This window comes from Pseudoalteromonas sp. NBT06-2 (assembly GCF_002276045.1).
Taxonomy (GTDB): Bacteria; Pseudomonadota; Gammaproteobacteria; order Enterobacterales; family Alteromonadaceae; genus Pseudoalteromonas.
On sequence record NZ_NQMR01000161.1, the window covers coordinates 1 to 12,023 of the forward strand.

The 12,023-nt window shown below is 34.7% G+C and carries 12 protein-coding genes; 7 read left to right on the forward strand and 5 right to left on the reverse strand.

Annotated elements, in window-relative coordinates:
• Positions 1-91: 91 nt before the first annotated feature.
• Positions 92-1,258: an FAD-dependent oxidoreductase gene (locus CJF42_RS22070; protein ID WP_095368740.1), complete on the reverse strand. Its 1,167-nt coding sequence runs from the start codon at positions 1,256-1,258 to the stop codon at positions 92-94.
• Between the two features lie 430 nt (positions 1,259-1,688).
• On the opposite strand from CJF42_RS22070, the gene miaB reads away from it, so the two are divergent.
• The 5 genes from miaB (at position 1,689) to lnt (ending at position 7,251) form a co-directional block, all read left to right on the forward strand.
• Positions 1,689-3,122 (forward strand): tRNA (N6-isopentenyl adenosine(37)-C2)-methylthiotransferase MiaB, encoded by a 1,434-nt coding sequence (gene miaB / locus CJF42_RS22075; RefSeq protein ID WP_095368749.1) that lies wholly within the window; start codon positions 1,689-1,691, stop codon positions 3,120-3,122.
• 132 nt (positions 3,123-3,254) lie between these two features.
• Positions 3,255-4,307 carry a PhoH family protein gene (locus CJF42_RS22080; RefSeq protein ID WP_095368741.1) on the forward strand — a complete coding sequence of 351 codons (1,053 nt, stop codon included), beginning with the start codon at positions 3,255-3,257 and terminating at the stop codon, positions 4,305-4,307.
• On the forward strand, positions 4,300-4,755 hold the full coding sequence (gene ybeY / locus CJF42_RS22085) for an rRNA maturation RNase YbeY (RefSeq protein WP_095368742.1): 456 nt from the start codon (positions 4,300-4,302) through the stop codon (positions 4,753-4,755). Before CJF42_RS22080 ends, ybeY begins: the two co-directional genes overlap by 8 nt.
• A 58-nt stretch (positions 4,756-4,813) precedes the next feature.
• Positions 4,814-5,686, forward strand: a complete 873-nt coding sequence (corC, locus tag CJF42_RS22090) for a CNNM family magnesium/cobalt transport protein CorC (protein ID WP_095368743.1) — start codon at positions 4,814-4,816, stop codon at positions 5,684-5,686.
• A gap of 59 nt (positions 5,687-5,745) precedes the next feature.
• Positions 5,746-7,251, forward strand: a complete 1,506-nt coding sequence (gene lnt / locus CJF42_RS22095) for an apolipoprotein N-acyltransferase (RefSeq protein WP_353651699.1) — start codon at positions 5,746-5,748, stop codon at positions 7,249-7,251.
• Between the two features lie 263 nt (positions 7,252-7,514).
• Here the strand turns inward: lnt and CJF42_RS22100 are convergent, their stop codons facing one another.
• On the reverse strand, positions 7,515-7,787 hold the full coding sequence (locus CJF42_RS22100; RefSeq protein ID WP_170940707.1) for a class III extradiol ring-cleavage dioxygenase family protein: 273 nt from the start codon (positions 7,785-7,787) through the stop codon (positions 7,515-7,517).
• Positions 7,788-8,086: 299 nt separating this feature from the next.
• Here CJF42_RS22100 and CJF42_RS22105 point away from each other — a divergent pair, with 299 nt between their 5' ends.
• Positions 8,087-8,962 carry a hypothetical protein gene (locus tag CJF42_RS22105; protein ID WP_212668846.1) on the forward strand — a complete coding sequence of 292 codons (876 nt, stop codon included), beginning with the start codon at positions 8,087-8,089 and terminating at the stop codon, positions 8,960-8,962.
• A gap of 162 nt (positions 8,963-9,124) precedes the next feature.
• On the opposite strand, the gene CJF42_RS22110 is transcribed toward CJF42_RS22105, so the two are convergent.
• Genes CJF42_RS22110 through CJF42_RS22120 form a run of 3 tightly spaced genes read right to left on the reverse strand, consistent with a single transcriptional unit; the run spans position 9,125 to position 11,048 of the window.
• Positions 9,125-9,496, reverse strand: a complete 372-nt coding sequence (locus tag CJF42_RS22110; protein ID WP_095368745.1) for a DUF423 domain-containing protein — start codon at positions 9,494-9,496, stop codon at positions 9,125-9,127.
• Positions 9,493-10,143 (reverse strand): alpha/beta family hydrolase, encoded by a 651-nt coding sequence (locus CJF42_RS22115; RefSeq protein WP_095368746.1) that lies wholly within the window; start codon positions 10,141-10,143, stop codon positions 9,493-9,495. Before CJF42_RS22115 ends, CJF42_RS22110 begins: the two co-directional genes overlap by 4 nt.
• Before the next feature lie 11 nt (positions 10,144-10,154).
• Positions 10,155-11,048 carry a transcriptional regulator GcvA gene (locus CJF42_RS22120; RefSeq protein ID WP_095368747.1) on the reverse strand — a complete coding sequence of 298 codons (894 nt, stop codon included), beginning with the start codon at positions 11,046-11,048 and terminating at the stop codon, positions 10,155-10,157.
• A 477-nt stretch (positions 11,049-11,525) separates the two neighbouring features.
• On the opposite strand from CJF42_RS22120, the gene CJF42_RS22125 reads away from it, so the two are divergent.
• Positions 11,526-11,804: a hypothetical protein gene (locus CJF42_RS22125; RefSeq protein ID WP_095368748.1), complete on the forward strand. Its 279-nt coding sequence runs from the start codon at positions 11,526-11,528 to the stop codon at positions 11,802-11,804.
• Positions 11,805-12,023 lie beyond the last annotated feature (219 nt).

Genomic DNA, 12,023 nt, shown 5'->3' on the forward strand with positions numbered 1-12,023 from the left:
TAATTTCACCTAAAACTGCTGTTTTTATAAATAGTTTTTAAATCTATATTATTCTGCCACATAGTGGCCTTAATAAAAATGCGAAGCAGGTTTATCCACCTATGGCATATTTCAATATTTGATTTTTTAATGGGCCTGAATTTTTTGCGACTTTTAAACCAAATTGGCGTAGCATTTTTAATGGCTTTAAATCATTAGAAAATACCCCATAACAACCATCCATTACGCTCATCATTAATAAATTGGCATTTCTACGTTTGTTTTCATATTGAGATAATAAATTAACGCAACCGACATCATCTACATTATTTAGCACGTCAGCTAAAGCAGAAACATCTTTAAAACCTAAATTAACGCCCTGACCTGCTAACGGGTTTATAGTATGTGCGGCATCTCCCACCAATACTAAACGGCCTTGATAATATTTATTAGCGTGAGAACGTGTTAAAGGAAAAGCTGCTTTTTTTACAATTTCAAAATATCCAGGTAACACAGGAAAGTGAGTTAGTACTCGCTCTTTAAGTTGTTGTTCATTTAACTTATTAAATTCAACTAAGGTTTGGCTATGATTGTACCAAATCAGGCTAGCATAAGGAGCTTGCAAAGGTAAAAAAGCCACTGGACCTGTCGGTTGAAACTGCTGCCATGTAATATCTTGCTGCGGCGCATCTAGCTTTATTAAAATTCCCATACAACTTTGTTGATACTGCCAACCTGTAGAACCAATACCTACTAGCTTTCTACATTGAGACTGGCCACCATCAGCCGCAACAATTAAATCAGTCTCGAATGTGATATTTTCAAACGCTATGGTTATTTTATCTGCCGGTGTTTTGCCCTGAATAATATTTTTTAATTTCCCTGCATCACCTATTACTTTTATATCTAAAGCTTCAAATTGTTGCCAAAGGGAAGCTTGTATTAAATTATTTTCTAGAATATGGCCTAAATGAGTTTCACCAATATCACTGGCTTTAAATTCTAAATTAGTGTCTAAAGATTCACATACAGATAAACGAGTATAAGGTGCTATTCTACCTTCACGTAAAATTGGCATAGCACCTAGTTCATCTAATAACTTTTCAGAAAAACGGTTTAATGCTGATACGCGAATATCTGGTACTTCATCACTATTATTTGTATTTAATAAAACAGCATGAGGTTCAATTAAAGTAATTTTATGCCCTTGCTTTGCAAGTTTTACAGCTGTCGCAGCACCAACCATACCACCGCCAACAATAACAATCTGATTTTTCATAACTTTTAAATTAAAAACGAAATTTACTATATTATACGCTCCATCAAAGGAATACAGCAATAATGCGAGTTAATCTATAGTAAAAAATTCCATCCTTTTTGTTAAAGGTCTAAATATCATCTCAACTATGATCATTAAAAATACTTTTAGAGACTTTATCAATTCACATAATTGAGATATCCCAAATGCCTGCACAATCAATGCAATCAACACTAAAATATAAAATTTATCAACCAAAATTTTAAACTATAATTACATGGTTAGTCATGAATTAATTAGCCTTGATTATTAAACTTTGATCATTTGCTTAGTTAGTTATAAAATACGCGCCCTGCTCTTATTCCTGATCTGAAAATCATACCAATAAGAGCGTTAAAAGTTGCAACAAACTGTAACTATAATCACCAAAGCACGAGGCAAGATAAATACTATGGGTAAGAAGCTGCATATCAAAACCTGGGGTTGTCAGATGAATGAATATGACTCTCAGAAAATGGCTGAGTTATTAGATGCTACCAACGGTTATAAATTGACTGATGAAGCGACTGATGCTGATGTAATTCTACTTAATACTTGCTCTATTCGTGAAAAAGCACAAGAAAAAGTATTTCACCAACTAGGTCGTTGGAAGTTATTAAAAAATGACAAACCAGATCTTGTCATTGGTGTTGGTGGCTGTGTTGCTTCACAAGAAGGCGACACAATTCGTAAACGTGCACCATTTGTTGATGTAATTTTTGGTCCTCAGACCCTACATCGCTTACCTGAAATGATTAAACAAGTTCAAACTAAATCAGGTTCTGTAATTGATATTTCATTTCCTGAAGTTGAAAAATTTGACCGCTTACCTGAACCTGTAGCCGAAGGCCCAAATGCATTTGTATCTATCATGGAAGGTTGTTCAAAATATTGTACATTCTGTGTTGTACCTTATACTCGCGGTGAAGAAGTTAGCCGTCCATTAGATGATGTATTATTAGAAGTTGCACAACTTGCAGAGCAGGGTGTACGTGAAGTTAACTTACTTGGCCAAAATGTAAATGCATACCGTGGTGATACACATAACGGTGAAATTTGTTACTTCTCAGATCTTTTACGTTACGTTGCTGCAATTGATGGTATAGACAGGATTCGTTATACCACATCTCATCCAGTTGAATTTACGCCTGATATTATTGAAGCATATAAAGATATACCAGAGCTAGTTGACCACTTACACTTACCAGTTCAAAGTGGTTCTGACCGAATTTTATCATTAATGAAACGTAACCATACTGCGATTGAATATAAGTCAACAATTAGAGCGCTTCGTAAAGTTCGCCCTAATTTATGTATGTCTTCAGATTTCATTATTGGTTTCCCTGGTGAAACGCAAGCTGATTTTGAAGCCACTATGAAGCTTATTAGCGATATTGGTTATGATATGAGCTTCAGCTTTATTTATAGTGCACGCCCAGGTACACCTGCTGCAGATTTACCTGATGATGTAACTGAGCAAGAAAAGAAAGAGCGTTTATATTTATTACAAAACCGTATCACGCAAATGGCGCAAGATATCAGCCGTAAAATGTTTGGTACTGAACAGCGTATTTTAGTAGAAGGCCCATCTAAAAAGAATCCAATGGAATTAAGGGGGCGTACTGAAAACAACCGTGTAGTAAACTTTGAAGGCCCACACTCTTCAATTGGTCAATTTGTTGATGTGCGTATCACTGAAGCATTACCAAACTCGTTACGTGGTGAATTATTACGCACTGAAGCGCAAATGGATTTACGTAAAGATGTTGCTCCTTCAGATATATTGAGAAAAGCACCAGTAACAGACGATGTTAATGAAATAGGCGTGGCAACCTTTACACCATAGAATTACTGAGTACTTTTTTAAGGCCACTATGTGGCAAACAGATAGATAAGATGGTTTGATTACATCTTATCTATTAAATATAACTGAGCAAATAAATATGCCAGTGTCAATTGCTATAGCAAGGATAGTTTTGTGAGCAACAAATTAAAAACTAGCGAAATCTACTTGGAACCTTCTGATAATCAAAGACTTATATCGCTCACTGGACCTTTTGATGAAAATATTAAACAAATTGAACGTCGCTTAGGACTTGAGATCACCTATCGTGAAAACCTCTTTCGTATAACAGGTAAAATTAAAAATGTGCAAGCGGGTTTAGATTTATTACAAAACCTTTATGTTGAAACAGTCGCAATAAAAGGCATAATCAAAGAAATAGAACCTGAACTGATACATTTGAGCATACAAGAAGCCAACTGCTTAGAGCAAGATCATCATGCAGGTGATTACATTAATGATGCTTATATAAAAACAAGAAAAGGCGTTATTAAACCTCGAAATGCAAATCAAAATTTATACATATCTAATATCGTCAATCATGATATCTGTTTTGGTGTTGGTCCCGCAGGTACTGGAAAAACTTATTTAGCTGTTGCAGCTGCCGTCGATGCATTAGAACGTCAAGAAATCAGGCGTATTTTATTAACACGCCCTGCAGTTGAAGCGGGTGAAAAATTAGGTTTTTTACCCGGTGATTTAACGCAAAAAATAGATCCTTATTTACGTCCATTATATGATGCTCTTTTTGAAATGTTAGGTTTTGAAAAAGTCGAACGTTTAATCGAAAAAAAGGTCATAGAAATAGCACCGCTTGCTTATATGCGTGGCCGTACTTTAAATGATGCATTTATTATTTTAGATGAAAGCCAAAATACCACTGTTGAGCAAATGAAAATGTTTTTAACCCGTATTGGTTTTAATTCTAAAGCGGTTATAACAGGTGATATCACTCAAGTTGATTTACCTCGGGGTGCGAGATCTGGCTTACGTCATTCAATTGAAGTTTTATCTGAGGTTAATGAAATCAGTTTTAACTTCTTTGAAGCAAAAGATGTTGTACGACATCCTGTTGTAGGTCGTATTGTTATGGCTTATGAAGCATATGATGAGATTCAGCGTAAACGTGCACTTGTTAAAAAAGAGCAATATAAATTAAATAATACAAAAGAAACACAAAATGATTGATCTTGATTTACAAATTGCTTGCAAATTTGAAGATTTACCCAGTGAAGAACAGTTTTCATTTTGGGTAAATTCAGCACTGAAAAATTTAAAACCAAATGCTGAAATGACCATTCGCATTTCGGATGTTCAAGAAAGTCAGCAATTAAATTTTGAGTATCGCGGCAAAGATAAAGCAACAAATGTTTTATCATTTGAATTTGAAATGCCTTGCGGAATAGATTTACCTTTAATAGGTGATTTAGTGATAGCTCCTGAGATCGTAAAAAAAGAATCAATAGAACAAGAAAAAACATTCCATAATCATTTTGCGCATATGGTTGTCCATGGATGCTTGCATTTATTGGGTTTTGACCATATAGATAAAGATGAAGCTGTTGAAATGGAAAGTCTAGAAAAACAAATCTTAGCGGGTTTAGGTATTGACGACCCTTATAGAGATGATGTTTAATTCACTTTCACTATAAAGAAGTGATTTATTTTAATATTACGGAGCTAAATAAAAGCGTATGAGCGATGACAACTCGCCGAGTAACCAGGGTTCTTCAGGCAAAACATGGTTAGGGACTATTGCCCAAATGTTTCAAGGGGAACCCCAAAGTAAAAAAGAATTAGTAGAAGTCATTGAGGATGCGCAGCATCGTGAACTTATTGATTCTGACACTCAAAAAATGATCCAAGGCGTATTAGGTGTTTCTGAACTAAAAGTTCGTGACATTATGATACCGCGTTCACAAATGATCACTTTAAATGTTGATAAACCATTGGCTGAGTTATTACCACTTATGGTTGAAGCATCACATTCTCGCTTCCCGGTAATATCTGAAGATAAAGACCATATTGAAGGTATTTTATTAGCAAAAGATTTATTACCTTTAATTTTAAAAGATCATGATGAATTACCTCCTTTAACGGATCACTTACGCCCCGCAATTGTAGTACCTGAAAGTAAAAGACTTGATACCTTATTAGATGAATTTAGACAAAAACGCTATCACATGGCCATTGTGGTTGATGAATACGGCGGCGTTTCTGGCTTAGTAACTATTGAAGATATTTTAGAAATTATCGTTGGCGAAATCGAAGATGAGCACGATGAAGAAGAAATAGAAGATATAAAACAACTTGCTAAACATGTTTACTTAGTTCAAGCACTGACACCACTCGATGAATTCAATGAATACTTCGAAATAGACTTTAATACTAATGAAGCTGATACCATAGGTGGCATCATATTACACGCTTTTGGACATATGCCTGAAAAAGGTGAAACCATTGAGGTATCTGGTTTCCAATTTAAAATAGCAAACTCTGATAATAGACGCATAGGTCAATTACAGATCACAGTACCAAAAAAATTGGAAGTTGAAGCGACCTCTTGATCAAATTGACTAACAAGCAAATGGTAACAAGCACACTTTCATTTTTATCCGGTGTGCTAATGACATTTAGTTATGCTCCTTATAATTTATGGCCATTAGCTTTTATTTGCATTGCAACCATTCTTTTTAACATAAAGCCAAATGAAACAGCAAAAGTTAAAACCTCAGTAATACAAGGATTTCTTTTTGGTTTAGGCTGGTTTGGCGCTGGCATAAGCTGGGTTCATGTGGCCATAGCTGATTTTGGTGGCTTACCTTTAGTTGTTTCATTAATACTTATGCTGTTCTTATGTGCTTATCTGGCAATATATCCAGCCCTTGCATTTGGACTGAGTACTAAATTATATCAAAAAAAGCGCAATAACAAATCACTTACCGTAGGTAATAGCTATTTATGGTTTGCCTGTTTATTACCATTATTTATTATAATGGAAGCACTGAGAGCCACTATGCTCACAGGTTTTCCATGGCTATCTTTAGGTTATATTTTAACTGATAGCCCTTTAAATACATTAACTCCTATTATTGGAGAGTTTGGCCTAAGCATAATTGTTTTAGTTATTTCTTTTTGTTTATTTATATTGATAGATAAAAAGCATTGGCAAGCGTTAGCAGCTACAAGCTGTATATTATTAATACTTTATAGTACTGCTCCTTATATCAATAAACTTAAACATACAGAACATGAAGTCAAGGTATTACTTGTTCAAGGAAATATTCAGCAGAGTTTAAAATGGGACCCAGATCAAGCTTGGCCTACGATGAAAAAATACCAAGATTTAACACGGAAAAACTGGGACGTTGATTTAGTTGTTTGGCCCGAAGCTGCCATTCCTGAAATTGAGACTTATGCCTATCGTTTTTTATCCGGGCTCGACAGCGCTGCAGCTTTTAACAACGCGGCATTAATCACTGGCATAGTGGATTACCAAAGAGGGACGAAAGCTGTATTCAATAACCTAATTGTTGTTGGTAAAAAAGAAGCTAACAGCACCACTGGCCAATATGAATATTTACATACCAATCGTTATACCAAGCATAAACTTTTACCCATAGGTGAGTTTGTACCATTTGAAGACTTCTTAAGACCATTAGCACCACTATTTAATTTAGCTATGTCTTCCTTTACACCAGGCGAGCCAATACAAAAGAATTTATTAGCAAATGGGCTTCATGTTTTACCTGCTAACTGTTTCGAAATCGTATTTTCAAATTACCTTCGTAATAATCAAAAAGAAAATACTGATGTATTATTAACAGTAAGCAATGATGCATGGTTTGGAGATTCTCATGGACCACATCAACACATGCAAATCGCGCGAATGCGTTCACAAGAGCTTGGTTTACCTCTGTTACGCGTTACCAACAATGGCATAACGGCGGTATACGACCCTTTAAACCATCAACAAGAATCATCGCAGCAATTTGAAACCAATGTACTAAAAACACAGTTCAACACAATATCTGGCAGTACGTTTTATTCTAAGTATGGTGATACACCATTATGGATAATGCTAATAATACTTCTGATCAGTTCATTCGCAGTGATTTTAAAAAAGTCCTAACAGATTTCCATTAATTTATTTTTACCTCCTGCACGATCTAATTTTTTAATATAGAAATAATTTAAAGTTTATCTAATGGTATTTATTTTTATATGAAGCTATAAAATTAAATCTTATAATTAGGCCTGTCCATTTTTCTGTTTTTATCAATGAACAAAAAAATTCCTATGCAGAACACAGTAGACACCCTAGTATCAATGGATTTATGATTAATATGCTTGGCTGATTAATAGCATATTGTTTAAAAGATAATGAGCTATCAATTAACTATGAACTGTCTTTAAAAAAGTGCCCAGTTGGAGTTGACCACATAAAGCTCGCCATTCAGATAAATTATGAGTCATAGTAAAGCTACCAATAATTAATACCCCCTGCTCACGTAAAGGTTTTAATACGCACCAAGCGCCATTGTCTATGCCTCGACTATCGTTGATATCAGCAGCAATGCCTTTTTTACGAAAGAGCGCCTTTATCTGTTTAGCAAGATGAGGATCACCTGCAACATCGTAATTCAACGTATAAAAGTCTGGCGGCAAACCGTAAAAATCATGAATGGTTTTCAGGGTTAGTTTAGAAGCGCTTTAAGCTGCGTTATTGATCTTGAAAAGGGAATAACCTATTCTCTGCAATCAATGTCTTGCCTAAAGCGTTTCTAATTCTAATTGAATCCTGCATCTTGAAGTGGTTTGAGTATATATGGGCAAAAACAATGATAAATTTTAATATAAGTCTAACTTCATGATAAGTTATAGATAAGATAAAAACATGATTCAACAGTTCACTCTCAGTAGAGCAACGAACATAATGATTCAGTGATAAAGGATTAGATAAGCAAATGCAAAGTTTTTGTGGCAATAGTATTGGTAAATTTTTCTGCGCATTGTATTTTTCTATCTTGATGCTGCAAAATGCTTATGCTGATGATATTCTTATTTATATCAGAGACGATGTATATCTAGACTACCTCGAATTTCTTGATGGTCGTGATGTCCTCGACATCAATCACTTTTCAGGTAAAAATATACGTCGAGATGTGGTAGATATGATCATCGCTCAACAAGCTCTGAAATTAGGTGGTTTTGAACATACCTTCAGATATGCCCCAGGTAAAATTAACTTTCGAAATACAAAAATGTTGCAGCTAGGGAAACTGTTGATAAGTTTTGATTCTTACTGGTTATCTGATGCAAAAGCACTTAATGATAAAGCATTTATTTCTGCACCCGTGATCAGACATGGTGAATATATTGCAGGTATATACACAAGCCCATTAAATTCTGACGTATTAGCTATTACAGATATTGAACATCTTAAGCAGTTTACCAGTGTTTCAACCCCTAAATGGAAAACTGATTGGCAGACCTTAAAGGCTTTGCCACTGAAAAAACTTGTTCGAGAGGATGAATGGCTAAGTATGGCTCGTATGGTACATTTACAATGGATCGATTTTTTATTAATGCCGTTTAATTCAACGCCTGATCAATCCTTTTCTATAGATAAAATCACTTTAATACCGGTAAAAAATATTGGTATTGAGTTAAGAGATAGTCGGCATTTTGTCATTAGTACTCAGCACCCATATGGAAAAAAAGCCTTTCAAGCAATAGAAATAGGGTTAAAAAAATTACGCCATAACAACAGTATTGTTAAAGCCTATACCGAGGCTGGATTTTTTATAGATAGATCTAGTCTAAAAATTATCAATAAATGAGCCAATCAAACGACAGTAACATGAAGTAAAGTATCGAATTGCAAGCTAAACATGTTATCAACAACTTTTATTTAAAAACTACCGTTTATTATTTACTAAGCTGAACTTTTATACCTGCATAATTATGGTAATACGCTGTTAAATATGTATTAAAATTAAGCCCTAAATTTCAAAATAACGATATAACTGAACAATAAATAATAGCCAAGCGATTATAAAAAATATCCCTCCAATAGGCGTTATTGGCCCAAACCATTTAACACCTGTAAATGCTAAAGCATATAAACTCCCACTAAAAAATATAATGCCAGCCACTAAAAAACCACAAGCCCAATTAAGCGGCACTCCTTGCTTAGCGACAAGTGTAAATAAAATCAAAGCTAAAGCATGATACATCTGGTAAGTCACCCCTGTTTGAAAAGTGACTATCGCTTGCTCTGAAATCTTGCTTTTTAAGCCATGGGCTGCAAATGCACCTAAAATCACACTAAATGCAGCAAATAGCCCTCCTAACATTAAATATATTTTAATCATGATAGCTGCTCATTAATAAAATCAACTGCTTTTTCAGCAGCACTTATCCAGTTTTGTTCTTGTGTAAAGCCTGATTTTTTTCTCGGAATCAAAGAATGATCCCCGTCCGGTAGCCAATTAAGTTGTATATTATCAGCCAACTTCATAACTGACACTTCGGATTCAGTACCAAATATATCTCTTTGCCCTTGCATTACGCTTAAAAGGCAATTTAAATCAGGAAAGTGTGCCGTTCTTAATTTATCAGGTTTACCTGGCGGATGAAATGGATAACCAAATACAATGACGCCTTTGACTGAAGATACAATATCATGCTCTAAGTAAGTTTTATCGCTCACTATCATAGATGCCATTCGTCCACCCATAGATTTACCACCTATAAACAGTGGTAAATCACTTTCTTTAGCTGCTTGAGCCAGAATTTCATCAAAATATGTTAATAGCTTATCAGTACGTTCTGGTGGCCTTCTTTTACCTTCAGCTTTTATTTTTTGCATATATTCAAAGTTAAATAAGCCTACATTTATCTGTTTGTTACAGAGTAAACCAGCCATTTTTTGCATAAATTCTGAATCCATACCTGCACCAGCGCCATGTGCAAATATAAATTGTGCTTGTGGATTATCCGCTTTGTACCATTGAATCATGAAATATACTCCTAATTTTGTTCTTGAGCTACTAAATCTAACATCCAATCTTTAAAAGAAACGATTTTACCGAGATCCGATTGCGACTCTCTAAACACTAAATAGAATGCATTTTTACTTTCTAAATAATGACTAAAAGGGATGATCAAACGCCCTGAATCAATATCAGGTTTAGCTAATACACTATTTCCTAATGCAACCCCCTGACCATGAACTGCAGCTTGCAATACCATAGATGAGTGACTAAAAATGGGACCTTGATTTACTTTAATATCTCTCACACCTGCAGTTTTCATCCAAGTTTTCCAATTCCTACGTGTCATATCATGCAAAAGAACATGTTTTTGTAAGTCTCCAGGGGTTTTCATCGGTATTGTGCTATTTAATAGCATTGGGCTACATAAAGGCACCATATACTCTGTATGTAGCTTATGAGTCTCTATACCGCTCCAGTTGCCTTTACCATAATAAATGGCAACATCAACATCATCGGTTAAAGAATTTTCATCTTGGTCTTGTGCTTTAATTCGCACATCAATATCAGGGTGCGCTTCATTAAATAAATTAAGTCTAGGTACTAACCATTGAATAGCAAAACTGGGCGTTAAGCTCACGGTTAAAGACCCTTTTGCACCACGTGCCAATAACTTGTCTGTCGCATCAATTAATTGAGTGAAAATGTCACGAATATCCAAAAAATATCCCTGCCCTTCTTCTGTCAATAAAAGTGATCTATTTTTACGTAAAAATAACTTTAAACCTAAATGTTCTTCTAAGTGTTTTATTTGATGACTAACAGCAGCTTGCGTGACAAAAAGCTCATCAGCCGCTTTGGTGAAACTGAGGTTTCTTGCTGCTGCTTCAAATGCTTTTAATGCATTTAATGGGGGTAACCTTCTAGACATGACAACCTTATGACATTGATATCCAAGTGACCTAAAAATACGAACTTCAATTGGAATTAAAAACGATTTAGACAAGGCATTGATAGTAGAGGATGGTTACTCCTTTATCAAAATCAATAACGCTGTATAAATCGTTTTTAAACCAATCTTTTAGGCCTTTCACAGGGACTTACTCTGTGCGTTCCAACTTTTAAAAAGGGAATAGCCATTTTTACAAAGTTGTGCTTGATATTAAGTCCCTCTAAAATGCTGAATTCTACATTTTGAGGTCGCTTGGATATACATTAGTTTTTCTAATCTACTCGCATTATAAATGATTGTTTTTTAAATACAAACTAATCGGTTATTATTCCCCCGACCTTGAGAAAACCTTACAACCAAAGGAACTGAAGGTAAGAATTTAAAATTGATTTTAATTTATAAAAAATTTATGCCCTCAACCAGCATAAATATTTTTATTCAATACCGAGGTAGATAATGAAAAATATAACAGCCAATGTCGCATTAATTGCAATCGTTTTATTTAATACAAGTGCTTTTGCTACTCAAACGAAAAATGAGTTAAAAGTACAGTTCAAAAATGAAGTCTCAGCACAAATTAAAACAGTTATTGCAGTTCAGTTAAATGATGCATTAAATGCACAATCTTTTGCACCTAAATTAGCATTGGAAAAGGTTAATACGCAATGGACTTTAGCAAAAAATACAGTAATTCAAGCTAATATAGGTGTCAAAACAACAGGCCTATCTGAATAAATGAGCTATTTGCATTTATTACCCACTCAAAATACAAAAAGGAAGCTAAGCTTCCTTTTAAATTTTAGAAAATGTCTCATTCGTAAAAGTTAATGAACAATAACCAATTGTCCTTCCGTTAAACGCTCCGCGCCTCTTATAGCAACATTATCACCTTCACTTAGCTCTCCTTGAACAGCAACACGCTCAAAATTTCCTAACCCCACTTTAACTAATAAT